Raw genomic sequence first — 25,486 nt, 5'->3', positions numbered from 1 at the left:
TTACGCGGCCTCCAGTTCTTTCTGTTGTTGCGCGGCCTGTTCGGCCAGCGCGCGACGGTATTCGTGCGGCATCACCTTGGCGAACTTGCCACGGGCGTTGGCCCAGTCGGCGAGGATCGCCTTGGCGCGCTCGCTGCCGGTGTAGGTGGCGTGACGCTCGACCAGCATCTTGAGCAGGGCTTCGTCGGCCATGCCGAGGTGGCGAACATCGACGCGGCCGTGGGACTCAAGCTCGTCGCCGGACTCGGAACCCTTGCGGGCGGCGAGTTCTTCCTCGACCGGCTCCAGGGCTACCTGGGCCATGTTGCAGCGGGACTCGAAAGTACCCTCCTCGTCGAACACGTAGGCGACGCCACCGGACATGCCCGCCGCGAAGTTGCGGCCGGTCATGCCGAGCACCACCACGGTGCCACCAGTCATGTATTCGCAGCCATGGTCACCCACGCCTTCGACGACGGTGGTCGCGCCGGAGTTCCGCACCGCGAAGCGCTCACCGCCGACACCGGCGAAGTAGGCCTCACCTTCGGTGGCACCGTAGAGCACGGTGTTGCCGATGATGATGTTGGACGGCGTGTCGCACTTGAAGCCGGCCGCGGGGCGCACGATGATGCGGCCACCGGAGAGGCCCTTGCCCACGTAGTCGTTGCCTTCGCCGACGAGCTCGAGGGTCAGGCCACGGCTCAGGAAGGCGCCGAAGCTCTGGCCGGCGGTGCCGTTGAGGCGCACATGCACGGTGTCGTCCGGCAGGCCGGCGTGGCCGTACTTGGCGGCGAACTTGCCCGACAGCATGGCACCGACGGTGCGGTTGACGTTGCGCACCGGCACCTCGAAGGAGACCTTCTCGCCACGCTCAAGGGCCGGCTTGGCCAGCTCGATGAGCTGGTGGTCGAGGGCCTTGGCCAGGTTGTGGTCCTGGGTTTCGGTGTGGATGCGCGGCACGTCGGCCGGCACGTTCGGCAGGTGGAAGATGCGGCTGTAGTCGAGGCCGCTGGCCTTCCAGTGCTCGATGCCGGCCCTCATGTCGAGGAGGTCGGCACGACCGATGAGGTCTTCGAAATTGCGGATGCCGAGCTCGGCCATCAGCTCGCGCACTTCTTCGGCGACGAAGAAGAAGTAGTTGACCACGTGCTCCGGCTGGCCGGAGAAGCGCTTGCGCAGGGTCGGGTCTTGCGTGGCGACACCCACCGGGCAGGTGTTGAGGTGGCACTTGCGCATCATGATGCAGCCTTCGACGACCAGCGGCGCGGTGGCGAAGCCGAATTCATCAGCACCCAGCAGGGCGCCGATGACGACGTCGCGACCGGTCTTGATCTGGCCGTCGACCTGCACGCGGATGCGGCTGCGCAGGCGGTTGAGCACCAGGGTCTGCTGGGTTTCGGCGAGGCCGAGCTCCCACGGCGAACCGGCGTGCTTGACCGACGACAGCGGCGAGGCGCCCGTGCCGCCGTCGTGACCGGCGATGACCACGTGGTCGGCCTTGGCCTTGGCGACACCGGCAGCAACCGTGCCGACGCCTACTTCGGACACCAGCTTGACCGAGATGTCGGCCACCGGGTTGGTGTTCTTCAGGTCGTGGATCAGCTGAGCCAGATCTTCGATGGAGTAGATGTCGTGGTGCGGCGGCGGCGAAATCAGGCCGACACCCGGCACCGAGTGGCGCAGGAAGCCGATGTACTCGGACACTTTGTGGCCGGGCAGCTGGCCGCCTTCACCGGGCTTGGCGCCCTGGGCCATCTTGATCTGGATCTGGTCGGCATTGACCAGATACTCGGTGGTCACGCCAAAGCGGCCGGAAGCCACCTGCTTGATCGAGGAACGCAGGCTGTCGCCGGCCTTCAGCGGGATGTCGCGCTCGACGCGGCTGGCTCCGATGACCTCGGCCAGGGAGGAATCCTTGGAAATCGGGATGAAGCGCTTCGGGTCTTCGCCGCCTTCACCGGTGTTCGACTTGCCGCCGATGCGGTTCATCGCGACGGCGAGGGTCGAGTGGGCTTCGGTGGAGATCGAGCCGAGGGACATCGCGCCGGTGGCGAAGCGCTTGACGATGTCTTTCGCGGATTCGACTTCGTCCAGCGGCACCGGGGCGCCAACGGGCTTGATGTCGAACAGGCCGCGCAGGGTCATGTGGCGCTTGCTCTGATCGTTGATGATCTTGGCGTATTCCTTGTACGTGTCGTACTTGCCGGAGCGGGTGGAGTGCTGCAGCTTGGAGATGGCCTCCGGGGTCCACATGTGCTCTTCGCCGCGGATCCGGAAGGCGTACTCGCCGCCGGCATCGAGGGCGTTGGCCAGCACCGGATCGGCGCTGAAAGCCTGCTGGTGGAGGCGGATCGCCTCTTCCATCACCTCGAACACGCCGATGCCCTCGACCTGGGAGGAGGTGCCGGTGAAGTACTTGTCGACCAGCTTCTTCTGCAGGCCGATGGCCTCGAAGATCTGCGCGCCGGTGTAGGACATGACGGTGGAGATGCCCATCTTGGACATGACCTTCATGAGGCCCTTGCCGACGCCCTTGATGAAGTGCTTGATGTACTTGTCGGCGGTGGCGGCGTCGCCGTTGGCGAGCTCGACGAGGGTCTCGAGGGCCAGGTAGGGGTGCACAGCCTCGGCACCGTAGCCGGCCAGCACGGCGAAGTGGTGAGTCTCGCGGGCGGAGCCGGTCTCGACGACCAGACCGGTGCGGGTGCGCAGACCCTTGGTGACCAGGTGCTGGTGGATCGCCGAGGTGGCGAGCAGCGCCGGGATGGCCACGTTGCCGGCATCGACCTTGCGGTCGGAGACGATCAGGATGTTGGAGCCGGTGAGCACCGCGTTCTCGGCTTCGGCGCACAGGGAGGCCAGACGCGCTTCGACGCCTTCCTTGCCCCAGGCCAGCGGGTAGCAGATGTCGAGTTCGGCCGAGCGGAACTTGTTGCCGGTGAAGCCGGCAATGCCGCGCAGCTTGGCCATGTCGGCAAAGGTGAGGACCGGCTGGGTGACTTCGAGGCGGTACGGCGGGTTGATCTCGTTGATGCCGAGCAGGTTGGGGCGCGGACCGACGAAGGACACCAGCGACATGACCAGCTGTTCGCGGATCGGGTCGATCGGCGGGTTGGTCACCTGGGCGAAGAGCTGGCGGAAGTAGTTGTAGATCGGCTTGTTGCGAGCAGACAGCACGGCCAGCGGGCTGTCGTTACCCATCGAGCCGGCAGCCTCTTCACCGCTCTTGGCCATCGGCTCGAGGATGAACTTGATGTCTTCCTGGGTGTAGCCGAAGGCCTGCTGACGATCGAGCAGCGAGGCGGCGGCTTCGGGCGCAACGGCTTCGACCTCTGCGCAGTTGTCGAGCTTGATGTTGATGCGCGACAGCCACTCCTGGTAGGGCTTGGCGGCGGCGAGGGACTCCTTGAGCTCCTTGTCGTCGATGATGCGGCCCTGCTCCATGTCGATCAGGAACATCTTGCCCGGCTGCAAACGCCACTTCTTGACGATCTTCTCGTCGGGGATTGGCAGCACGCCGGACTCGGAGGCCATGATGACGTAGTCGTCATCGGTGACCAGGTAGCGGGCCGGGCGCAGGCCGTTACGGTCGAGGGTGGCGCCGATCTGGCGGCCGTCGGTGAAGGCCACCGCGGCGGGGCCGTCCCACGGCTCCATCATGGCGGCGTGGTATTCGTAGAAAGCGCGACGCTTCGGGTCCATCAGCGTGTGGGATTCCCAGGCTTCGGGAATCATCATCATCATCGCGTGGGCCAGCGAGTAGCCGCCCATGACGAGCAGCTCGAGGGCGTTGTCGAAGGAGGCGGAGTCGGACTGGCCCGGGTAGATCAGCGGCCACAGCTTCTGCAGGTCGTCGCCGAGCAGCGGGGAGTGGGTGCCCTTTTCGCGGGCACGCATCCAGTTGTAGTTGCCGCGGACGGTGTTGATCTCGCCGTTGTGGGCGATGTAGCGGAACGGGTGCGCCAGGTGCCAGGTCGGGAAGGTGTTGGTCGAGAAGCGCTGGTGCACCAGCGACAGCGCCGACACGCAGCGCGCGTCCTGCAGGTCGAGGTAGTACTGGCCGACCTGATCGGCGAGCAGCAGACCCTTGTAGTTGATGGTCCGCGCCGACATCGACGGCGTGTAGAACTCCTTGGAGTGCTTCAGCTTGAGGCTGCCGATGGCATTGGCGGCACGGCGACGGATCACGTAGAGCTTGCGCTCGAGGGCGTCGGTGACCATCACGTCGGGGCCGCGACCGATGAAGACCTGGCGGATCACCGGCTCCTTGGCCTTGACGGTCGGCGACATGGGCATCGCCGGGTCGGTGGGCACGTCACGCCAGCCCAGGACAACCTGGCCTTCGGCACGGACGGCGCGCTCGATCTCTTCCTGACAGGCGAGGCGGGAGGCGTTCTCCTTGGGCAGGAAGACCATGCCGACGCCGTAGTCGCCGGCGGGCGGCAGCGTCACACCCTGCTTGGCCATCTCTTCGCGGAACAGGGTGTCCGGAATCTGGATCAGGATACCGGCGCCATCGCCCTGCAGCGGGTCGGCACCCACGGCACCCCGGTGGTCCAGATTTTTCAGGATTTCGAGACCCTGCAGAACGATCTCGTGGGTTTTGTTGCCCTTGATATGTGCTATGAAGCCGACACCACAGGCGTCATGTTCGTTGGCGGGGTCGTAAAGACCCTGCTCCAGGGGAAGATCCATCTTGTTTTTCCTCGACACAACACACACCGGCGCTCACATTCCTGTAGCACCGGACCTTCAGACTGCGGGAAGACGCCCCGCCCGAACCGTCAAAAAAGCCGGCATCTTGGCCAGCCGGCTACGTCCGATCCCGACGAAGAGACCGTTCAAACACATTGGGCGAGGGTCGAATATACCGCCGCAGGCGCAGGTTTTTCAAGATTTTTTTGCAGCGCCGCAACTGGGGGAACCGCTTGCGCGGCGCGGGCTGGCAGCCGAACGGCGGTGTCCGCCGGGGTCAGTAGATCTCGCCGACGGCGAACAGGCGGCGATGCTCGCGCATGGCGTACCTGTCGGTCATCCCGGCGATGTAGTCGGCGATGGCCCGGGCCTTGTCCGAGCGGGCCATGGTCTGGTACTGGGGCGGAAGCAGGCGCGGATCGTTTGTGAAGGCGCCGAAGAGATCCTGGATGATGCGCCGGGCCTTGTCGGTCATGCGCAGCACCTGGTAGTGGTGGTAGAGCTTTTCGCGCAGGAAGGTCTTCAGCACGCGCAGTTCGGGCAGCAGTTCGGCGCTGTAGGCCACCAGCCGCGGCGCGGCGCGCACGTCGTCGAGGGTGACCACCGCGGCCCGGGCAATGTTGGCGCGGGTCTGCTCGATGAGGTCGACCGCCATCAGGTTGATCATGCGGCGGATGGTCTCGTGGATCAGGCGCCGCCCCGTGAGCGCGGGATGGCGCGCTTCGACCGACTGCCGGTTGCGCGCAAAGATGGGCACTTCGTCGAGCTGCTCGAGGCTGATGAGGCCCGAGCGCAGGCCGTCGTCCACGTCGTGGTTGTTGTAGGCGATCTCGTCGGCAAGGTTGGCGAGCTGGGCCTCGAGGGACGGCTGGCGGCCCTCGAGAAACCGCCGGCCGATGTCGCCGAGCTCGGCGGCATGCTTGGGCGAGCAGTGCTTGAGGATGCCCTCCCGGGTTTCGTGCATGAGGTTGAGGCCGTTGAATTCGGCGTAGCTCTCCTCGAGCAGATCCACCGTGCGCAAGGACTGCAGGTTGTGCTCGAAGCCGCCGAAGTCCTTCATGCAGGCGTTGAGCGCCTCCTGACCGGCGTGGCCGAAGGGCGTGTGACCAAGATCGTGGGACAGCGCCACGGCCTCGGCGAGGTCTTCGTTGAGCTGCAGCGCGCGGGCGATCGAGCGGGTGATCTGGGCGACCTCGATGCTGTGGGTGAGGCGCGTGCGAAACAGGTCGCCCTCGTGGTTCACGAAGACCTGGGTCTTGTATTCGAGGCGCCGGAAGGCCGTGCAATGCACGATGCGGTCGCGGTCGCGCTGGAACTCGCCCCGCGCCAGCGGCGGCGCCTCGGCCACCTGGCGGCCGCGGGAGTTGGCTTCGCTGACGGCGTAGGACGCGAGCTCGTTCATGGGCGGGCGCCGCTCAGCAGCACGCCTCGATGGCGGCGCGGATGTCGGCGGTGCTCGCCTCGGAGGTGATCACGGCGCGGCCGATCGCCTTCAGGAGCACCAGCCGCAGGGTGCCGTCGCTGACCTTCTTGTCGTGGGCCATGAGCTCGAGGTAGCGATCGGCGCCGAGGGCAGCCCCCTTCACCGGCAGGCCGGCGCGCTCGTGGATGCGACGCACCCGCTCCACGTCGGCATCCGACAGCCAGCCCAGGCGGCGCGACAGCTCGGCGGCCATCACCGCGCCGGCGGCCACCGCCTCGCCGTGCAGCCATTCGCCGTAGCCGAGGCCGGTCTCGATGGCGTGGCCGAAGGTGTGCCCCAGGTTGAGCGTGGCGCGCTCACCCTGCTCGGTCTCGTCGGCGGCCACCACCTCGGCCTTGTTGCGACAGGAGCGCTCGACGGCCTCGGCGAGGGCCTCGCCATCGCGAGCCAGCAGACGGTCGAGATTGGCCTCGATCCAATCGAGGAAGGGCAGGTCACGGATCAGGCCGTACTTGATGACCTCGGCGAGGCCTGCCTTCAGCTCGCGGTCCGGCAGGGTGCCGAGGGTGGCGATGTCGGCCAGCACCAGCCGAGGCTGGTAGAAGGCGCCGATCATGTTCTTGCCGAGCGGGTGGTTGATCGCCGTCTTGCCGCCCACCGACGAATCCACCTGGGACAGCAGCGTGGTGGGCACCTGGATGAAGGGCACCCCGCGCTGGTAGCTGGCCGCGGCAAAGCCGACCATGTCGCCGACCACCCCTCCGCCGAGGGCGATGAGGGTGGTGCTACGGTCGCAACGGTCGCCGAGCAGGCCGTCGAAGATGAGGTTGAGGGTGGGCCAGTCTTTGTGCGCCTCGCCATCGGGAAGCACGATCTCGGTGACCCGCAGCCCCCGCTCGCGCAGCGCAGCGACGAAGGGCGCCAGATACAGCGGCCCGACCACGGTGTTGGTGATCACGGCGACCCGCTTGCTCTTGAGGTAGGGCAGGATCAGGCCCGGGTCGGCCAGCAGCCCGGTGCCGATGTGGATGGGGTAGCTGCGCGCATCCAGCGCGACGCTCAGTGTTCGCATAGGGCCTGCAATTCCTTCTCTATCAGCTTGACCATCGCGTGGGGCGTTCCACGCCCGCCTTCGACGATGATGTGGGCGACTTCGCGGTAATAGGGGCCGCGGACTTTCAGGAGTTCCTCGAGGCGGCCCCTGGGGTCGGACACCTGGAGCAGCGGGCGGCTGCGGTCATGGCGGGTACGCTCCCACAAGATGGGCGGCGGCACGCTCAGGAACACCACCACCGCGCGCTCCCGCAGCAGCGCGCGATTCTCGGGGCGGATCACCGCACCACCACCGGTGGCGAGCACCATGTTGGATTCGCGGGTCAGATCGTCGAGGGTCTGGGTTTCGCGCTTGCGAAACCCGTCCTCACCTTCGATCTCGAAGATTATCGGAATCTTGACCCCCGTCCGCGCCTCGATCTCGTGATCGGTGTCGACGAAACGCAAGCCGAGCCGCTTGGCGAGATCCCGCCCCACGGTGGTCTTGCCCGAACCGGGCATGCCGACGAGGACGATGCAGCGATTTTTTTCGCTGGAGACAATGGACATGGGCAAAGTCAAAATATTACAAGGGACTGGCGGCCCGCGCAGGGCCGCCAGTCAATGCAGCAGCATCCAATCAATGCTGATTGCAATTCGGCGCATTGCCGAAAGGCGAATCCTGGAAGGAGGGCGAGACAGCCAGATCACTCACCTCACTTGCCACAAAGGGCAGGTAGTAACTCCGGGAAGCGGTATTGTTCTGCCCCGCAACAGCAGCCGTCACCTTCAACTCGATCTTGGTCCAGGCGGCATACGCGGGGGGATAGACGACCCAGAACGCGGCAGATCCCGAATTATCAGTGGTCACCGTGACACTGGTGGCAGCCGTTGCATTCTCGACGGGCGGCATCACCAGCGCAGCGCCATTCGGCTCGAGAATACCGTCAAGGTCTGCATCCCCCACTTCCCCGTCTTGGAAGAAGCCATCATTGTTGGCATCTTCGGCGGGGCAGGTGGCCTGGGTGTACTTCACCCACTTACCCGAATTGGTTCCCGAACCCTGGGCAAAGTAACCCTTCTGGAATTCGACCCCCCTCAGCGCGATGGTCACGGCCTGATTGCGAATCGGGTTGCCGGCCGTGTCCGTCACGAAAACCCCCCAGACGGACTTGTATTTCGGCGGAGCGGTCAACTTCTCGATGAGATTGTCGGTGCCGATGACGATATTGACTCCCTGCCCCGCAACGGTCAGCTGAGTCTGCTTAGTCACGGAAGTATCCAGGACGGTTGCCACGACAGTGACCGAATCCTTCCCCGTCAGGTTGGGGTCTGCCTTGAAGGTGGTCGAAGCGACTCCTGACGCATCGGTATCCGCAATGGACGGATTTGCCTGCCCACCGCCGGAGGGGGCCGTAAAGATGACCTTGGCCCCGGCAACCGGGTTACCGCTGTCGTCCCGTACGATCGCATAGATGTTGCCCGTGCTGTTGGGCGACAGGGTGGTCGGATCAGCCTGAACCACAATCTGGGTCGGCGTGATGGAAACAAAGGAGATCTCCCGCTTGGCTGTCGTACCGCTGCCGGAACCCGATGTGGCCAGGATGGCGGAAACCGTTGCGGCCCCGGCGCTGGGGGAAGTTACGTAGGCCTTTGCCGACATGCCGCTGAAGGCCACGGCTGCCGACGTGCTCGTCCGCTTGTCAGTATTGGCCCTGTTGTACGCCAGGTCGGCCTCACACCCAGCCTGAGTCGCATAGGCAGACCCTCGCGAGGAAGTGAAGGTCGCAGACGTGCCGGTCAGGCCGCCTTGGAGCTGGACCTCCACCTCGCGACAAGTGTTGATCGCCACCGTTTCATTGCTTGCGGGACTCGTGAACGCAAAGTTGATCGCCGAGATCGGGAGACTCTTGACTGCACTAGCACCCTGGGCATCAACGGAGATCACGTCAGTACCGTTGACCGTCGGCTTGAAAGTCAGGGTTGCCAGACCGCTGGCATTAGTTGTGATGGTAGCCGGGACCGGGTTACCAAGCGAAGACTTAACCGCAACGCTCTGATTCGCAATGGCCTTGCCAGCACCGTCAAGCAGGGTTACGGTCATCGAGACGTTTTCACCGACGACACCCGAGGAGTCGCCACCGAAACCGAGCCGGGAACCGAGCACGGTAATAGTCGTTTCCTTCACCAGGGTCTGATAGCTCGCCGTCACCTTGACGGTGCGGTTGGCCTTGTTGTCGTTGGAATCGAAGGTCACGGTTGCGACACCGGTCGTGTCGTCTGTTTTCACCGAGCTTGAGGAGAGCGAACCGGAATCGACGGAAAAACTGACCGTCTCACCCTTAACGATGCCGTTGGATTTGTCCTTCAGCGCAGCCTTGATCGTGACCACCGAAGAACCATCGGTTTGCAGCGTCGGCGAATCAACGGTCAGCGAAAGATCGGTCACGATTGTTGACGACGGATTGCTCGCGCAGGTCGGATTGGTTGTGTAGGGCAGGCAGGTCGGGGTTGCATTGCTAGTCCCACCGCCACCACCGCCACAACCGGCTAGCAGCGCAGCAGCGAGGATGGACAAAATCAAACCCGACCGTCGAGAGCAGTCGGCTACGATGAATCTGTGCATTTTTATTCCATTCAGATCTGGGTTTTCAACGCAGCCCAAGCTGATCGTTGATGATGCGGGGCGTGATGAAGACGAGCAGTTCGGTCTTGTTGTCCTTGCGCTCGTTGTTGCGGAACAGGTAGCCGAGCACCGGGATGTCGCCCAGCAGGGGGATCTTGGTGGTGTTGTTGCCAACTTCCTGGATGTAGATGCCGCCGATCACGACGGTACCACCGTTCTCGACGACCACGTCGGTCTTGACGTGCTTGGTGTCGATGGGGACGTTGCCGCCGGCGACCGGCTGGTCGTAGCGGGGCTGGTCCTTGTTGACGTCGAGGGCCATCATGACCTTGCCGTCCGGGGTGATCTGGGGCTTCACCTTGAGGGACAGGTTGGCCTTCTTGAAGCTGACGGTGGCCACCGCGGTGGCGCTGGTCTGGGTCTGGTAGGGGATTTCGGAGCCCTGCTCGATGATGGCTTCGGCCTTGTCGGCGGTCATCACGCGGGGGCGGGACACCACCTTGCCACGGCCATCGGCTTCGAGGGCCGACACTTCCAGGTCGATGTAGCGCGTGGCGGCGCTGTTCCAGAGGGCGAAGGACAGCGCGCCGACCTGCTTGGTGTTGATGTTGGAGGCCGGCAGATTGACACCGAGGGAGCTGTCGAGGGTCGGCACGGTGGTGATCTGCCCCGCCTGATAGGCGGTGGAGTTGAGGCTGCCGGTGCCGAAGGTGTTGCGATACACCGGCACGCCACCGGTGGTGGTGCCAAGCAGGCCACCGGTCTTGCCACCGAAGCCGAGCCGCACGCCCAGGTTACGGGCGAAGGTGTCGGTGGCCTCGACGATCTGGGCTTCGATGAGCACCTGGCGCACCTCGACGTCGATCTCGGCGATGAGGCGGCGGACGTCTTCGAGGCGGGACGGCACGTCATTGACGAAGAGCTTGTTGCTCCGCTCGTCGGCGCTCACGTTGCCGCGCTTGGAGAGGACGGTCTGTTCCTTGCCCTTGATGAACTCAGCGACGCTCTTGGCCTTGTGGTAGTTGATCTGGAAGGTCTCGGTACGCAGCGGCTCGAGCTCGCCGATCTGGGCCTTGGCTTCGAGGTCGAGCTTCTCGCGGGCGGCCAGCTCGTCGCGCGGGGCGATCCAGATGACGTTGCCGTTCTTGCGCATGTCGAGGCCGCGGGCCTGCAGGATGATGTCGAGAGCCTGATCCCAGGGGACATCCTTGAGGCGCAGGGTGAGGTTGCCCTGCACCGAGTCGCTGGTGATGATGTTGAAGTTGGTGAAGTCGGCGATCACCTGCAGCACCGACCGGACATCGATGTTCTGGAAGTTGAGCGACAGCTTCTCGCCGCCGAAGCGGCCCTTGCCCACGCCCTGGGTGAGCTTGTTGGGGTCTTCCTTGACGGGCTTCACCTCGAGAACAAACTGGTTGTCGCTCTGGTAGGCGTTGTGCTCCCACTGGCCGCGCGGCGTGATGGTCATGCGCACGTTGCCGCCCTGGCTCTGGGTGAGCACGGTGGAAACCGGGGTGCCGAAATCGATCACATCGAGCTTGCGGCGGAGCTGTTCGGGCGCCTCGGTCTTGAGGAAGTCGACGATCAGGCTGGTGCCCTGCTGGCGGATGTCGATGCCGGTGCTGGCATCGGACAGATCGACGACCAGCCGGCCCTCGCCTTCCTTGCCGCGGCGGAAGTTGATGTCACGGATCGAGTGCCGTTCTCCCTGGGCCATGGGCGCCGGCGCAGCGAACTGGGTGGACTGGGAGACAATGTTGCCGGCCTCGCGCATCTGGGCTGCCGACAGGGTGATCAGGACGTCGCGGTCTTCGAGGCGGATGTCGTAGGGCGACAGGCGGGACAGGTTGAGCACCAGCCGGGTGCGGTCGCCCACCTGGACGATGTTCACGCTGCGCAGGTCGCCGGTATTGAACTGCTGGCTATTGCGCCCCAGGCCGTTACCGGTGTCGGGGAAGTCGAAGGCGACCCGCGCCGGGCTGGCCACGCTGAAGCTTCCGGGTGCTGCCGCGAGCGGCTTGGCCATCGTCAGCTTGAGGACGACGTTGCCGCCCTGCTCGGCCGCGATGATCTTCTCGATGCGGTTGCCGGCCTGCACGACCTCGGCAGCGGGAGCCTGCGCCAAAACCGGCGCGGAGGGCAGCAAGGCCCCACAGACTGCCGTCAATACCCATGCGCCCTGCAGGACGCCACGTCTCATTTTCATTTCTTTGCCTCCTGAGGCGCCTGTTCCTGCAATTGCAGCGTACTGACGCGCTCCGCCCACTCGCCGGATTGATCTTCCACGAGCTCCTTGAGGGCGATCTCGGTTTCCGAGATCGCCGTGATCTGCCCGTAGTTCTGGCCGAGATAATTACCAACCCGGACCTGGTGCAATGTCTTGTCTGCCGCAATGATGGCGTGGGACTGCCCCTGCTTGATGATGACCCCCACCATCTTGAGGGACTCCAGCGGATAGGCTTCCAGCGGCTCACGGCGACGGTTGGCATCGGGCACGAACATGCCGGACTTCTTGTCGGGCTCGAGCTTGGCAGCCTTGAAGGGATCGCTCATCCCGCTCCCCTGGTAGCTCACCGGCACGACCTGCTGGATCGGCGGCAAGGGCTTGAGATTGGGTTTGAGATCCTTGGACGCCTCGGCCATCCAGGCTCGCAGGTCGTCCTCCTGGTCGCCACACCCGGACACGAGGAGCGCAGCGGCCAGGGGCAGCAACAGGGTCAGTCGCATGGTGGTCACTTGCCCGCCTTTTCTTTGGCCTTTTCCTTGCGCAGACGCGCCACTTCCTCGTCGTCAAGGTAACGGTAGGTCATGGCGGTCGCATCGAACTTGAGCGCACCGTCTTTCTGCGTTTCGATGGCAATGTCGTTGAGGGTCACGATACGGGGCATCTGCGCCACATCTCCGACGAACTCGCCGAGATCGTGGTAGTTGCCCGTGACACGGACGGCGATCGGCAGCTCGGCGTAGAAATCCTTCATGACTTCGGTGCCGGGCTTGAACAGCTCGAACTGCAGGCCACGCCCGAGGCCCGCCTGGTTGATGTCGGCCAGCAGCGATTCCATCTCGGAGCGGTTGGGCAGCTGCTTGAGCAGCGCGCCGAACTGGCGGTCGATCTCGCTCAGCTGGCGGCGGTACTCGGGCAGATTCACGGCCTGGCGCTTCTTGCCGACCCAGTCTTCCTTGAGCGTTGCCTCTTCGCGCTCCCTGGCCTCCAGCAGCCCCAACTGATCGCTCCAGTCGAACCACCACCCGCCGACGACGATGGCAAAGAAGATCGCCAGCAGCGTGGCGACCCGTGGCGCGAGCGGCCATTGCCCCGGATCGTTCGGATCAAGCCCCCTGAAGTCACGCAGCAGGCTCTGGAGATCCAGGGTGCGGAGGTTTTCCAGCGACTCCTTGAAACTCATTGCGGCTTACCTCCTGCGCTGACGGGAGGCTTTCCCTTGAATTTTTCGGCATCCTCGACCGGCTGGCGCTCGAGGCTGACGTTGAGATTGAACTCGCTCACGCGGCGGGTGTTGAGCACGGCGGCCTTCACCTCGACCAGCTCGGCGTTCTGGAGCTGGGGTGAGGCGTCGAGGTTACGCATCAGGTTGGAAACCCGGGCGTTCGACTGGGCATAGCCGGTGATGTTGATGCGCGAACCGGTCTGCTTGAGGCTCTTGAAATAGAGCCCCTCGGGGATCTGGCGCGCCAGCTCGTTGAAGACGTGCACCGGCTCGGTGCGGTTGGTCTGCAGGGACTCGATGACCTGCTTGCGCGACAAGAGGGCCTCCGCCTGTTCGCGAAGGCCCTTGATTTCGGAGATCTCCTTGTCGAGCAGGGCGATCTCCTGCTTGAGCATGGCGTTCTTCTCGTCCTGGCCATCGACATAGCCGGCGATGATGGAGTGCCCGATGAACCACACCAGCAGCCCGCCCAGTGCGGCGAGGGCAGAGAACAGGATGAACTGCTGGCGACGCGACTTGCGTTTTTCTTCCCGGTGCGGGAGCAGGTTGATGCGGATCACGAATCGAACCTCCGCAGGGCCAGCCCGCAAGCCACCAGCAGCGCCGGAGCGTCAGCCGTGAGGTTTTTAGGGCGAATCTTGGAACTGAGGCTCATGTTCGCGAAGGGGTTGGCGATCAGGGTGTCCACCTGGGTCCGCCCCGCGACCGTCTCGGCCAAACCCGGGATGACCGCGCAGCCCCCAGCCAGCACGATGTGGTCGACCTGATTGAACTGGGTGGAGGTGAAGAAGAACTGCAGCGCCCGGGACACCTCAAGCGCCAGCGCGTCCATGAAGGGGCGCAGCAGATCGGATTCGTAGTTTTCGGGCAGCGAGCTGTTGCGCTTGGCGCCCTCGGCCTCTTCTAGGGACATGCCGAAGTGCCGCATGATGTCCTGGGTCAGCAGAAAACCACCGAAGGCCTGCTCGCGCGCATAGACCTGAACGCCGTTGCGCAGCACCGACACGTTCATGACGTTGGCGCCCGCATCGACGAGGGCGATGATCTTGTCCTCGCCCTGATCGGGCAGCTGGGCCTGGACGAGCTCGAAGGCCGACAGGGCGGCGTAGGATTCCACGTCCATCACCAGCGCCTTCAGCCCGGCGGCCTCGGCTGCGGCGACCCGGTCTTCGACCTTTTCCTTGCGGGAGGCGGCGATCAGCACCTCGTCTTCTTCGGCGCTGGAAGCGGCCGGGCCGATCACTTGGAAGTCGAGGTTGACCTCATCGAGGGCGAAGGGAATGTACTGGTTGGCCTCGGATTCGACCTGAACCTCGAGCTCCTGGTCACGCAACCCGGCGGGCAGGATGATCCGCTTGGTGATGACCGCCGAGGCGGGCAGCGCCAGCGCCACGAACTTGGTGCTGGTGCCCAGACGGCGCCAGGCGCGGCGGATCGCCTCGGAGACAGCCTCGAGATTGGCGATGTTTCCGTCTGCCACCGCCTCGCGGGGCAGCGCCTCGATCGCGTAGCGCTCGACCCGGTACCCCCCTCCGGAAACGGCGGACAACTCGACCATCTTGATCGACGACGACGAGATGTCGACACCGATCAAGGGGCGTGCCCTGGGGCTGAGAAAGGATAGGTCGATCACAAAAAGTCCTGAAAATTCTTTACGTTAGACGCACTTACAACAATCTACATGAGATCCTAACAACAACAATGACAGGTGTAAAGCAAGGCCCTGTAAATCATGGGAGCGGCATTACGGGCGGCAAACCGGGGCTCCTCGTATAATGCACAGACTTTTTTGCCACCTGCCCTCCCCTCATGCGCTGGCTCCTTTACCCCTTCGCCGCCCTCCTCGGCCTCATCACGATCGGCCTCGCGATCGTCGCCCTCGCGGTCGCCTTCGCCTGGCCGACCCTGCCCTCGCTCGAAGCCCTGACCGACTACCACCCCAAGATCCCGCTCCGGGTTTACACCGCCGACGGCGCCCTGATCGGCGAATACGGCGAGGAGCGGCGCGCCTTCATCCGCATCCAGGATGTGCCTCCGGTCCTCAAGCAGGCGATCCTCGCCGCCGAGGACGACCGCTTCTACCAGCACTCGGGCGTGGACTTCCTGGGCATCCTGCGGGCCGCCGGCGCCAACCTCGCGACCGGCGGAAAACGCCAGGGCGCCTCGACGATCACGATGCAGGTGGCACGCAACTTTTTCCTCACCCGAGAGAAGACCATTTCTCGCAAGCTTTACGAAATACTCCTCGCCTTCAAGATTGAGCAAAATCTCACGAAAGACCAGATTCTCGAGGTCTACATCAACCAGATCTTCCTCGGCCGGCGCGCCTACGGCTTCGCGGTGGCCTCGCATACCTATTTTGGGAAGCCCATCCGCGACCTCAACATCCCCGAGGCCGCCATGCTCGCCGGGCTACCCAAGGCACCTTCGACTTACAACCCGGTCGTCAATCCGAAACGCGCCGCGATGCGCCAGCAATACGTGCTGCGGCGGATGCTCGAGCTCGGCTTCATCAGCGAGGCCGAGCACCGTCAGGCCATCGACACACCGCTGAAGGTCGTCACCAGCGGCACCGACTTCGGCGGCAGCGCCGATTACGTGGCCGAGATGGCCCGCCAGATCGCCTACGAACAGTTCCAGGAAGAGGCCTACACCCGCGGCATCAAGGTCATCACCACCATCACCCGGGCCGAGCAGGAGGCCGCCCACCGGGCCCTGCGCCGCGGCATCATGGACTACGACCGTCGCCACGGCTACCGCGGCGCCGAGGCCTACGTCGACCCGGCCCGCATGAAGGCCGAGGGTGAGGCAATGGACGAGATCCTCGCCGAAACCCCCGACTACGACGACATGCTGGCCGCGATCGTCACCGAAGTCCGCGCGGGCGCGGTCACCGTTTACCGCTACGGCGAGACGATCCGCATCAGCGGCGAGGGCCTGCGCTTTGCCGACCGCATGGTGGGCGACAAGGGCCCGCCCAACAAACGCATCCGCGCCGGCGCCATCGTGCGCATCACCCGCAACGACAACGGCCGCTGGGAGATCACCCAGCTGCCGGAGGTCGAGGGCGCCCTCGCCTCCGCCGACCCGCGCACCGGCGCGATCCGCGCGCTGGCTGGCGGCTTCGACTTCTCGCGCAACAAGTTCAACCACGTCACCCAGGCGTGGCGCCAGCCGGGCTCCAGCTTCAAGCCCTTCATCTACTCGGCCGCCTTCGAAAAGGGCTACGGCCCCAACAGCGTGGTGGACGACTCGCCGCTATCCTTCTCGTCGGGCGAGACCGGCAGCCAGGCCTGGGAGCCCAAGAACTACGACGGCCGCTACGATGGCCCGATCTCGCTGCGCACGGCCCTGGCCCGCTCCAAGAACATGGTCTCGATCCGCCTGCTCAAGTCGGTCGGCCCGCGCTACGCCCAAGACTACGTCACCAAGTTCGGCTTCGATGCCGAACGCCACCCGGCCTACCTCACGATGGCCCTCGGCGCCGGCTCGGTGACCCCCTGGCAGATGATGCGCGGATACGCGGTGTTCGCCAACGGCGGCTACCGCATCGAACCCTACCTGGTGCAGGAGATCCGCGACGATGCCGGCAACGTGCTGGCCCGCGTCGACCCACCGGTGGCCGGCGAGACCGCCGAGCGGGCGATCGACGAGCGCAACGCCTACCTGATGGACTCGATCATGAAGGACGTCGTCCGCCGCGGCACCGCCACCAAGGCGATGGTGCTCAAGCGTAGCGACCTGGCCGGCAAGACTGGCACCACCAACGACTACCTCGATGCCTGGTTCTGCGGTTATCAGCCGACCCTCGTCACGGTGGCCTGGATCGGCTTCGACAAGCCGCGCAACCTGGGCAGCGGCGAAACCGGCGGCCACGCGGCCCTGCCGATGTGGATCAGCTACATGCGCAAGGCCCTCGACGGAGTGCCCGAAACCTTCCCGAAGGCACCGGAGGGCCTGATCCGCGTCCAGCCGGCGGGCGCCACCACCGAGGAGATGATCTACAAGGAAAACCTCCCCGACGTACCGGTGGACGCTCCCGCCGAAGCCACCCCGAGCACCCCCGCCGACGAAGCCCCGACCGCCGCGCCGCCGCCCGCTGCGGCGCCGGCCCCAGCGGCACCGGGGCTGCCGCCATCCACCGGCTGAAGGGCATCCCCACGCCCGGCGCCTCCATCGGCCAGCCGGGCGCGCGGAGCCTTCAGCCCTTCAGGCTGACCGGCTCGCCGGCCTGCTCCGACATGCAGCGGGACAGCACCACATAGAAATCCTCGCCATCGCGGGTGCCCAGCCAGCGGCCGTCGGCGGGGCGGAAATGAAAGCCGCCCGATTTCGCCGCCAGCCAGATCTCCCGGGCCGCCGTGTGGCGATTGACGATGATCTTGCTGCCATTGTCGAACTCCAGCTCGAGCACGCCGCCGGGCTTCACCTCGTAATCGAAGTCGGCCCCGCAGGCATCAAGCAAGCCCTCGAGGCGCTCAAGTTCGGCATCCGCCAGCGCATTGAACCCTGCTTCATCCATCGCCCATTCCCTTCCATCTGTTAACATTCACGTTTTTGCGCGGAAATCATGCGAACCATCGCCACTGCCGCCGCAGCCTGCGGCCTGATCGTGCTGGGCGGCTGCGGCATCAAGGGGCCGCTGCAGCTCCCGCAGGTTCCCAAGCCCATCGCCCGCCCGGCCGCCAAGCCCGCCGATGGCCCGGCCAACAGCGCGCCGGCGCCCGCCCGGGCCCCGACTGCCGATCATAACAAACCCGCCCCCCAGGACTCTGCCCAATGATGACCGCCCTGCCCGTGCCGACCCTTGCCGCCGGCCCCGCCGGACTGACCCTCGAAGGGGTCGCCCTCGCCGACATCGCCGCGCGCTTCGGCACCCCCACCTACGTGTATTCCCGCGCCGCCCTCACCGGCGCCTACCAGGCCTACCAAAAGGCCCTCGGGATGCGCAAGGCGCTGGTCTGCTACGCGGTCAAGGCCAACTCCAGCCTGGGCATCCTGTCGGTGTTCGCCAAGCTCGGCGCCGGCTTCGACATCGTCTCCGGCGGCGAGCTGGCCCGCGTGCTGGCGGCCGGCGGCGACCCGGGCAAGGTGATCTTCTCGGGCGTCGGCAAGAGCGTCGACGAGATGCGCTTCGCCCTCGAGACCGGCATCGGCTGCTTCAACGTCGAATCCGCCGCCGAGCTCGACCGCCTGAACGACGTGGCCACCCAGCTCGGCAAGCGCGCGCCGATCGCCTTCCGCGTGAACCCCGACGTCAACCCCAACACCCACCCCTACATCTCCACCGGCCTGCGCGGCAACAAGTTCGGCGTGGCCTTCACCGAGGCCCTCGATCTCTACCGCAAGGCCGCGCGGATGCCTGCCATCGAGATCTCGGGCATCGACTGCCACATCGGCTCCCAGCTCCTCGACCCGGCCCCGATGGCCGAAGCCGCCGGCAAGATCCTCGGCCTGGTCGACCAGCTCGCCCGCGAAGGCATCCACCTCGACCACATCGACCTGGGCGGCGGCCTCGGCATCCGTTACCGCGACGAAGAGCCGCCCACCCCCACCGACTACCTCAAGCCGCTCCTCGCCTGCTTCGAGGGCCGCTCCGAGGCCCTGTGCTTCGAGCCGGGCCGCTCGCTGGTGGGCAACGCCGGCCTGCTGCTCACGCGCATCGAATACCTCAAGCCCGGCGTCGAGAAGAACTTCGCGATCATCGACGCGGCCATGAACGACCTGGCCCGCCCGGCCCTCTACGACGCCTGGCACGAGATCGTCGCCGTCGCCCCGCGCGAGCTGCCCGCCACCCGCTACGAAGTGGTCGGCCCGATCTGCGAGAGCGGCGACTTCCTCGGCCACGACCGCGACCTCTCCGTCGCCCCGGGCGACCTGCTGGCGATCCTGTCGGCCGGCGCCTACGGCATGACGATGAGCTCCAACTACAACACCCGCCCCCGCGCCGCCGAGGTGCTGGTGGATGGCGACACGGTGCATGTGATCCGCGAGCGCGAGACCCTCGAGCACCTCCTGAAGGGCGAACGCCCGCTTCCGTAACGCCAGCACCGCCCGCCCGAAGGCCTCGATCATGCGTCTCGCCCCCTGCGTCACCCTGTTCCTCGCCGTCGGGCTCGGCGCCTGCGGCAGCAAGCCCGAGCCGGCCACCGCCAAGCCGGCCGGGCCGCCCGCCACGCTGATCACCACCACCGCGGCGGCGAGCATGGCCCTCGACGTCACCGAAGACAGCCTCGGCAGCCTCGAAGCCCTGATCGACCCGAAGATCGGCGCCGAGGTGGCCGGGCGCGTGATCGCGGTGCACGCCAAGAGCGGCGATCGGGTGCGCAAGGGCCAGCTGCTGGCCGAGATCGACCCCACCGACTTCCACACCCAGGGCCAGGCCGACGCCGCCGAGATCGCCCGGCTGGAATCCCTGGTGGCCCAGGCCGAACGCTTCGCCGAGCGCCAGCAGCAGCTCGTCGCCAAGGGTTTCATATCCCAGAACGGCGCCGACGACGCCCGCGCCCAGCGCGACGCGGCCCGCGCCCAGCTCGCCAACGCCCGCGCCCGGGGCAGCGCCACCCGCAACAACCTGGGCCGCAGCAAGGTCACCGCGCCCACCGAGGGCGTCATCGAAACCCAGATCGTCTCCGCCGGCGATTACGTGAAAGTGGGCGACCCGCTGTACCGGCTGGTCTCCAACCGTATCCTCAAGGCCCACCTGCCCTACCCCGAGAGCGCCGCGCCGCGCATCCGCCCGGGCCAGCCGGTGCGCCTCACCAGCGCCCAGGCGCCCGGCCGGGTGATCGAAGGCACCGTCGAGCAGGTGAAGCCCACCGTCAGCGAAACCAGCCGCGCCATCGACGTGCAGGTACGCCTTGAAAACGATGGCAGCCTGCGTGCCGGCGGCACCGTCAATGGCGCCATCGTCACCGGCCGCAAGCCCGCCGCGGTGGTGGTGCCCGAGCAGAGCGTGGTGCTGCGCCCGGCCGGCAAGGTGGTGTACATCGTCGCCGACGGCAAGGCCCGCCAGCGCATCGTCGAGCCCGGCGTCAAGCAGGGCGGGAAGATCGAGATCGTCAAGGGCCTGGCCCCGGGCGAGGTCGTCGCCGAGGACGGCGCCGGCTTCCTTTCCGACGGCGCCGCCGTCACCGTCAAGACTGCCCCCGCCGCCGGCCCGGCCACCACCAAGCCATGACCCTGCCCGAGCTTTCCGTCAAACGCCACGTGCTGGCGTGGATGATGAGCGCCGTGCTGGTGCTGGTGGGCATCATCGGCTATCAGCGGGTCGGCCTCGACCGCTACCCCTTCATCGAATTCCCGGTGATCTCGATCACCACCACGCTGAAGGGCGCCAACCCGGACATCGTCGACTCCAGCATCACCAACGTCATCGAATCGGCGGTGAACAGCGTGCCGGGCATCGAGCACGTGCAGTCCACCTCGTCGCCCGGGGTGTCGACGGTAAACATCACCTTCGCCCTCGAGAAGAAGGTGGACGTGGCCTTCAACGAGGTGCAATCCAAGGTCAACCAGGTGCTGCGCCGGCTGCCCAAGGATGTCGACCCGCCGGTGGTGGCCAAGGTCGAGACCAACGCCCAGCCCATCATGTGGCTGGCGCTGCAGGGCGACCGCACCCAGCAGCAGCTCAACCAGTACGCCATCAACGTGCTCAAGAAGCGCCTCGAGACCATCGACGGTGTCGGCGAGGTGCGCCTGGGCGGGCGGCGCGACCGCACCATCCGGGTCGACCTGCTGCCCGACCGGATGGCCGCCCACAAGATCACCGCCCAGGACATCAGCGAGGCCTTCGCCCGCGAGCACGTGCAGCTGGCCGGCGGCTTTGTGGTGGGCAGCACCACCGAGAGCCTGGTCAAGCTAGACCTGGAGTTCCACCAGGTCGAGGCGCTGCGCGAGCTGATCGTGGCCTGGCGTGACAAGGCGCCGGTGCATCTGGGCGACGTGGCCCGCATCGACGACGGCCTCGCCGACAAGCGCCAGCTGGCCCGCTTCAACGGCCAGACCACCGTCGGCCTGGGCATGGTGAAGATCGCCAACGCCAACACCGTGGCGATCACCGAACGTATCCAGGAGCGCGTCGACAAAGAGCTGCGCCCGGCCCTGCCGCCGGGCATGAGCCTGTCGGTGGTGTCCAACGACGCGGTGTTCATCATCGAGATCGTCGACTCCCTCAAGGAGCACCTCATCGAGGGCACCCTGCTGGCGGCGCTGGTGGTGTGGGTCTTCCTGCGTTCGGTGCGCTCGACGCTGATCATCTCGCTGGCCATCCCGGTGTCGCTCGCGGGGGCCATCGCGGTGATCTACTTCGCCGGCTTCACCCTCAACTCGCTCACCATGCTGGGCCTCCTGCTGCTGATCGGGGTGGTGGTGGACGACGCCATCGTGGTGCTCGAGAACATCTTCCGCCACCGCGAGACCCTCGACCCCGACCCGGTCTCGGCGGCCATCAACGGCAGCAACGAGGTGGTCTTCGCGGTGATGGCGGCCACCCTGTCGCTGGTCTGCATCTTTGCGCCGGTAGCCTTCATCTCGGGGATCATCGGGCAGTTCTTCCGCAGCTTCGCGCTGGTGGTCACCTTCGGGGTGCTGGTGTCGCTGTTCGTCTCGCTCACCCTCACCCCCATGCTGTGCTCGCGCTACCTCAAGGTCGAGAAGCAGCACGGCCCCATCTACCGCGCCTTCGACCGCTTCTTCGCGGGGCTCGACGCCCTCTACGTGCGCCTGCTCGACGGCGCCCTCAGCCACCGCCTGTGGGTGGTGCTGGCCACCGTGGCGGTGGTGGCCTCCAGCGGCTTCTTCTTTGCCAACATCGGCAAGGCCTTTGCGCCGGATGCCGACGAGGGGCGCTTCCTGGTGTCGCTGCGCACGCCGCTGGGCTCCAGCATCGACTACACCGACGCCAAGCTGCGCGAAGTCGAGGCCATCCTCGACACCCACCCGGAGATCCGCTCCGAGTTCTCGCTGATCGGCCTCGGCGCCGCCGGCCAGGTTAACCAGGGGACGGTGGTGGTGCGCATGGCGCCGCGGGGCGAGCGCACACTCAAGCAGCAGGACGTGATCCCCATGCTGCGCCAGGAGTTCACCCGGATCGCCGGCGCCCGGGTGTTCGCCGCGCCCTACCCGATGGTCCAGGGCGCCCGCGGCGAGCCGCTGCAGTTCGTGCTCACCGGCACCAACCTGCAGGAACTCGGCCAGCACGCCCAGGCCCTGCAGCGCAAGCTGGCCGCCCTGCCCGCGCTCGGGCGCATCGACACCGACCTGCAGCTCGACCTGCCCCAGCTCATCTTCAGCCCCGACCGCCTGCGCATCGCCGACGCCGGCCTCGCCACCCAGGACGTGGCCCTCGCCATCAACATGCTCACCGGCGGCGTCGATATCGCCAAGTTCAACGACGAGCCCGGCGACGGCCAGCGCTACGACATCCGCGTGAAGGCGGTGGAGGGCAGCTTCACCCAGCCGGCGGATCTGTCGAAGATCTACCTGCGCAACAAGGCCGGCGAGATGGTGCGCCTCGACAGCGTGGCCAGCTTCCACGAAACCCTGGGCCCGGCGGTGGTCGGGCGCTTCGACCTGCAGTACGCCACCACCTTCTTCGCCACCCCCACCCTGCCGCTGGCCGAGGCCGTCGAGCTGGTCAAGGCCACCGCCGCCGAGATGCTGCCCACCGGCTACCAGGTGCTCATGATCGGCCAGGCCGAGGAGTTCGGCAAAACCCAGAAGTACATGAGCTTCACCTTCCTGCTCGCCCTCACCCTGCTCTACATGGTGCTGGCCAGCCAGTTCAACAGCTTCCTGCAGCCCGCCATCGTGATGCTGGCCCAACCGCTGGCCATCGTCGGCGGCGTGGCGGCCCTGTGGGCCAGCGGGCAGACCCTCAACATCTACTCGATGATCGGGCTGGTGCTGCTGATCGGCCTGGTGGCGAAAAACTCGATCCTGCTGGTCGACCTCACCAACCAGCGCCGCGGCGAGGGCCTGAAGGTGGACGCCGCGCTGCGCAACGCCTGCCCCACCCGGATGCGCCCGGTGCTGATGACCTCGATGACGGTGATCCTGGCCCTCGCCCCCGCGGCGCTGGGCTTCGGCGCCGGCAGCGAGACCAACCAGCCGCTGGCGGTGGCGGTGGTCGGCGGCATGATCAGCTCGACCCTGCTGACCCTGGTGGTGGTGCCGGCGGTGTATTCGCTGCTGGAAGGCTGGCGGGAGAAGCGGCAGGGCTGAGGCCGCGGCGGCCTCGCGGGGGTGGCAAGCCCCCGCCTCCGGGGCCAGTCGCCCCACGGCTGCCCCCCCCGGCGCCCCGGTGATGGGTCTGCGCTGGCCAACGAAGGGCGGCGGGACACCCAACGGAGGGTATCCGCGACCCAGCGATGCCCCACCGTGGGGCAAGCTTGGGTCGCCGCGAGGCAACGGAGGGTATCGGGATACCCAAGCGAGGGTCTCAGCGACCCAATGGAGGGTCGGCGAGAACCATCGATGCCTCAGGAAGCAGGGTAGGTCGGGTTAGCGCAGCGTAACCCGACATCCGTGGGCGAATCCGAGCGAGACTGACCGAACGTTTTGCGAGCCCCCCCGCCCAGCAAACATCCAGGCGTCAAGGCCAGCGAGGCCCCCGTCAGCCCACCACCGTCACCGCCCGCCGCCCCTCCGGCGTGTCCAGCCAGCGCACCAGGATGCGGTAGGTGTCGAGGTCGAAGGCCCGGCCGGGCGGGGTGGCGACGAGTTCGCCAAAGCTCGCTTCGTCTTCCGCGGTGCCGAGCAGGCACCAGCGGTCGACCAGGTGCATCGCGCTGCGGCCGGTGTCGGCGTGGTATTCGCGGATCGCCACCGGGCCGAGCCACGGCCAGCGGCGCAGGCGCAGGCTCTCGAGCACCTTCAGCAGGCGCTCGTCATGCTCGGCATGGCTCTCGCGGCCGGCGCAGACGCCGGCACAGCGTTTCATCTGGTGGGCCAGACAGGCGCCGTCGCCCCACGGCTCGGTGCCGATGCGGCGCGGGCACAGCTTGTAGAGGGTGGCGAGCTCGCGGAGGGCGTTGTCGGCCTCTTTTTTGGTGCGGAAGCTGCCGTACACCTCGGCCCAGTCGGCCGGATCACCGCCGCCCAGGAGCTCGCGCACCAGCACCGGGCTGCGCTTGCGGGTGGGGTCGAAACGCAGCCCGAAGACGGCGTCGGTTTCGCGCAGCAGGCGGTTCTCGGTGGGCTTGCGCTCCTTGATCAGGCGCGCCTCGAGGAGCAGCGCGCCGAGCTCGCCGGCGGTCTGCTGCCACTCGACGCGGCGCACCTGCTGGGCGAGCTTGGCCTCCTTGCCGCTGCGGTGGTCGGCCGAGAAATGGCTCATCACCCGCGAGCGCAGGCTCACGCTCTTGCCGATGTAGATCGGCAGGTCGTTCTCGCCATAGAAGAAATACACGCCCGGCCCCTCGGGCAGGCCCTCGAGCACGCCCTCGGGCAGGCCCGCCGGACGGCTGGGGGCCTTCATGGCCTTGACGATGGCGGCCTCGAGCACGTCGCGCTCGAACTCCCCGGCGACGATGCCGGCAAACTGGTGCAGCGCCTCGGTGTCGCCCATCGCCCGGTGGCGGGCGGTGCAGGTGAGGCCGTGGCGCTCGATCAACGCGTCGAGGCCGTGGCGGTGGAACTGCGGGTACAGCGCCCGCGACAGCTTGACGGTGCACAGCACCGGCGCGTCGAAATCCTGGCCGATGCGGCGGAACTCGTTCTTGATGAAACCGTAGTCGAAGCGCGCGTTGTGGGCGACGAAGACGCAGTCGGCCAAGAGCGCCCGCACACCATCGGCCAGCTCGGCAAAGGGCGGCGCCCCGGCGACCATGGCGTCGGTGATGCCGGTGAAGCCCTGGATGCTCGGCGGGATGCCCATGCCCGGGTTGACCAGGCTGGACCAGCGCTCGACCAGCACGCCGTTCTCGACGCGCAGGATGGCGATCTCGGTGACCCGATCGACCACCGGGTTGGCGCCGGTGGTTTCAACGTCGATGAAGGCGAGGCGTGGGAGCAATTGTGCGGTGCTGCGCGAGGGGTGAGGAGCCGACGGGCGGCAGATGCGTCACCCCCGCGGGGTCAGGCTGAGGTGATCAGGACTCGGTGGCGTAGGGGTAGGCCTTGGAGGGAAGCCTTGCCTCAGCGAACTCGCGGGTGGTCTGGGTTTCCTGGGGCTTGTCCCACCACAGGGCGCGGCCTTTTTTCTGCTCTTCGCGCTCTTCGGGATGCTTTGCCATCCACTCGCGCATGAATTTGGTGTGCTCGGATTCGTACATTGCCATG

18 protein-coding genes are annotated in these 25,486 nt (G+C 66.4%); 5 read left to right on the top strand and 13 right to left on the bottom strand.

Annotation, left to right across the window (positions count from 1 at the left end):
- From ZRA01_RS07640 to ZRA01_RS07595, 10 genes are all read right to left on the bottom strand, one after another.
- The gene (locus ZRA01_RS07640; protein WP_141350921.1) at positions 1-4,674 is read right to left on the bottom strand and encodes a glutamate synthase-related protein; all 4,674 of its coding nucleotides are present in this window, start codon (positions 4,672-4,674) and stop codon (positions 1-3) included.
- Positions 4,675-4,951: 277 nt separating this feature from the next.
- Positions 4,952-6,076 carry a deoxyguanosinetriphosphate triphosphohydrolase gene (locus tag ZRA01_RS07635; RefSeq protein WP_141350919.1) on the bottom strand — a complete coding sequence of 375 codons (1,125 nt, stop codon included), beginning with the start codon at positions 6,074-6,076 and terminating at the stop codon, positions 4,952-4,954.
- Between the two features lie 13 nt (positions 6,077-6,089).
- On the bottom strand, positions 6,090-7,169 hold the full coding sequence (gene aroB, locus ZRA01_RS07630; RefSeq protein ID WP_141350917.1) for a 3-dehydroquinate synthase: 1,080 nt from the start codon (positions 7,167-7,169) through the stop codon (positions 6,090-6,092).
- Positions 7,157-7,699, bottom strand: coding sequence for a shikimate kinase (locus ZRA01_RS07625; protein WP_141350916.1), 543 nt, complete (start codon positions 7,697-7,699; stop codon positions 7,157-7,159). The genes aroB and ZRA01_RS07625 overlap by 13 nt, the downstream gene beginning before the upstream one ends.
- A gap of 70 nt (positions 7,700-7,769) precedes the next feature.
- A complete protein-coding gene (locus tag ZRA01_RS07620; RefSeq protein ID WP_141350914.1) occupies positions 7,770-9,755 on the bottom strand; it encodes an Ig-like domain-containing protein in 1,986 nt (661 codons plus the stop codon).
- 25 nt (positions 9,756-9,780) lie between these two features.
- Positions 9,781-11,961, bottom strand: coding sequence for a type IV pilus secretin PilQ (locus tag ZRA01_RS07615; protein ID WP_141350912.1), 2,181 nt, complete (start codon positions 11,959-11,961; stop codon positions 9,781-9,783).
- Positions 11,958-12,482, bottom strand: a complete 525-nt coding sequence (locus tag ZRA01_RS07610; protein WP_141350974.1) for a pilus assembly protein PilP — start codon at positions 12,480-12,482, stop codon at positions 11,958-11,960. The genes ZRA01_RS07615 and ZRA01_RS07610 overlap by 4 nt, the downstream gene beginning before the upstream one ends.
- A 5-nt stretch (positions 12,483-12,487) precedes the next feature.
- On the bottom strand, positions 12,488-13,162 hold the full coding sequence (locus tag ZRA01_RS07605) for a type IV pilus inner membrane component PilO (protein ID WP_141350910.1): 675 nt from the start codon (positions 13,160-13,162) through the stop codon (positions 12,488-12,490).
- Complete coding sequence (locus tag ZRA01_RS07600; RefSeq protein WP_141350908.1) at positions 13,159-13,764, bottom strand: PilN domain-containing protein; 606 nt, start codon at positions 13,762-13,764, stop codon at positions 13,159-13,161. The genes ZRA01_RS07605 and ZRA01_RS07600 overlap by 4 nt, the downstream gene beginning before the upstream one ends.
- Positions 13,761-14,837: a pilus assembly protein PilM gene (locus ZRA01_RS07595; RefSeq protein WP_141350907.1), complete on the bottom strand. Its 1,077-nt coding sequence runs from the start codon at positions 14,835-14,837 to the stop codon at positions 13,761-13,763. Before ZRA01_RS07595 ends, ZRA01_RS07600 begins: the two co-directional genes overlap by 4 nt.
- 176 nt (positions 14,838-15,013) lie before the next feature.
- Here ZRA01_RS07595 and ZRA01_RS07590 point away from each other — a divergent pair, with 176 nt between their 5' ends.
- Entirely contained in the window at positions 15,014-17,353 is a 2,340-nt protein-coding gene (locus tag ZRA01_RS07590; protein WP_141350905.1) for a penicillin-binding protein 1A, read from the top strand.
- A gap of 52 nt (positions 17,354-17,405) precedes the next feature.
- Here the strand turns inward: ZRA01_RS07590 and cyaY are convergent, their stop codons facing one another.
- A complete protein-coding gene (cyaY, locus tag ZRA01_RS07585; protein ID WP_141350903.1) occupies positions 17,406-17,726 on the bottom strand; it encodes an iron donor protein CyaY in 321 nt (106 codons plus the stop codon).
- Positions 17,727-17,774: 48 nt separating this feature from the next.
- On the opposite strand from cyaY, the gene lptM reads away from it, so the two are divergent.
- The 4 genes from lptM to ZRA01_RS07565 are packed head-to-tail and all read left to right on the top strand — an operon-like array spanning position 17,775 to position 23,428.
- Positions 17,775-17,987, top strand: coding sequence for an LPS translocon maturation chaperone LptM (gene lptM / locus ZRA01_RS07580; RefSeq protein ID WP_141350901.1), 213 nt, complete (start codon positions 17,775-17,777; stop codon positions 17,985-17,987).
- On the top strand, positions 17,984-19,246 hold the full coding sequence (gene lysA / locus ZRA01_RS07575; protein WP_141350899.1) for a diaminopimelate decarboxylase: 1,263 nt from the start codon (positions 17,984-17,986) through the stop codon (positions 19,244-19,246). The genes lptM and lysA overlap by 4 nt, the downstream gene beginning before the upstream one ends.
- Before the next feature lie 31 nt (positions 19,247-19,277).
- A complete protein-coding gene (locus ZRA01_RS07570) occupies positions 19,278-20,384 on the top strand; it encodes an efflux RND transporter periplasmic adaptor subunit (RefSeq protein WP_141350897.1) in 1,107 nt (368 codons plus the stop codon).
- Entirely contained in the window at positions 20,381-23,428 is a 3,048-nt protein-coding gene (locus tag ZRA01_RS07565; protein ID WP_141350895.1) for an efflux RND transporter permease subunit, read from the top strand. The genes ZRA01_RS07570 and ZRA01_RS07565 overlap by 4 nt, the downstream gene beginning before the upstream one ends.
- Positions 23,429-23,819: 391 nt before the next feature.
- Here the strand turns inward: ZRA01_RS07565 and ZRA01_RS07560 are convergent, their stop codons facing one another.
- Both ZRA01_RS07560 and ZRA01_RS07555 read right to left on the bottom strand, forming a co-directional pair.
- Complete coding sequence (locus ZRA01_RS07560; protein ID WP_141350893.1) at positions 23,820-25,220, bottom strand: exonuclease domain-containing protein; 1,401 nt, start codon at positions 25,218-25,220, stop codon at positions 23,820-23,822.
- A 76-nt stretch (positions 25,221-25,296) separates the two neighbouring features.
- On the bottom strand, positions 25,297-25,485 hold the full coding sequence (locus ZRA01_RS07555) for a DUF3460 family protein (protein ID WP_141350892.1): 189 nt from the start codon (positions 25,483-25,485) through the stop codon (positions 25,297-25,299).
- Position 25,486: the final 1 nt, after the last annotated feature.

The organism is Zoogloea ramigera, from assembly GCF_006539865.1.
Classification (GTDB): domain Bacteria; phylum Pseudomonadota; class Gammaproteobacteria; order Burkholderiales; family Rhodocyclaceae; genus Zoogloea; species Zoogloea ramigera.
This window is presented reverse-complemented; position numbering and strand designations above follow the sequence as displayed.

Coding starts and splice junctions, on each gene's coding strand:
- ZRA01_RS07640 (WP_141350921.1), bottom strand. CDS start 4,674: ATGGATCTTCCCCTGGAGCAGGGTCTTTACGACCCCGCCAACGAACAT.
- ZRA01_RS07635 (WP_141350919.1), bottom strand. CDS start 6,076: ATGAACGAGCTCGCGTCCTACGCCGTCAGCGAAGCCAACTCCCGCGGC.
- aroB (WP_141350917.1), bottom strand. CDS start 7,169: ATGCGAACACTGAGCGTCGCGCTGGATGCGCGCAGCTACCCCATCCAC.
- ZRA01_RS07625 (WP_141350916.1), bottom strand. CDS start 7,699: ATGTCCATTGTCTCCAGCGAAAAAAATCGCTGCATCGTCCTCGTCGGC.
- ZRA01_RS07620 (WP_141350914.1), bottom strand. CDS start 9,755: ATGCACAGATTCATCGTAGCCGACTGCTCTCGACGGTCGGGTTTGATT.
- ZRA01_RS07615 (WP_141350912.1), bottom strand. CDS start 11,961: ATGAAAATGAGACGTGGCGTCCTGCAGGGCGCATGGGTATTGACGGCA.
- ZRA01_RS07610 (WP_141350974.1), bottom strand. CDS start 12,482: ATGCGACTGACCCTGTTGCTGCCCCTGGCCGCTGCGCTCCTCGTGTCC.
- ZRA01_RS07605 (WP_141350910.1), bottom strand. CDS start 13,162: ATGAGTTTCAAGGAGTCGCTGGAAAACCTCCGCACCCTGGATCTCCAG.
- ZRA01_RS07590 (WP_141350905.1), top strand. CDS start 15,014: ATGCGCTGGCTCCTTTACCCCTTCGCCGCCCTCCTCGGCCTCATCACG.
- cyaY (WP_141350903.1), bottom strand. CDS start 17,726: ATGGATGAAGCAGGGTTCAATGCGCTGGCGGATGCCGAACTTGAGCGC.
- lptM (WP_141350901.1), top strand. CDS start 17,775: ATGCGAACCATCGCCACTGCCGCCGCAGCCTGCGGCCTGATCGTGCTG.
- lysA (WP_141350899.1), top strand. CDS start 17,984: ATGATGACCGCCCTGCCCGTGCCGACCCTTGCCGCCGGCCCCGCCGGA.
- ZRA01_RS07570 (WP_141350897.1), top strand. CDS start 19,278: ATGCGTCTCGCCCCCTGCGTCACCCTGTTCCTCGCCGTCGGGCTCGGC.
- ZRA01_RS07565 (WP_141350895.1), top strand. CDS start 20,381: ATGACCCTGCCCGAGCTTTCCGTCAAACGCCACGTGCTGGCGTGGATG.
- ZRA01_RS07555 (WP_141350892.1), bottom strand. CDS start 25,485: ATGGCAATGTACGAATCCGAGCACACCAAATTCATGCGCGAGTGGATG.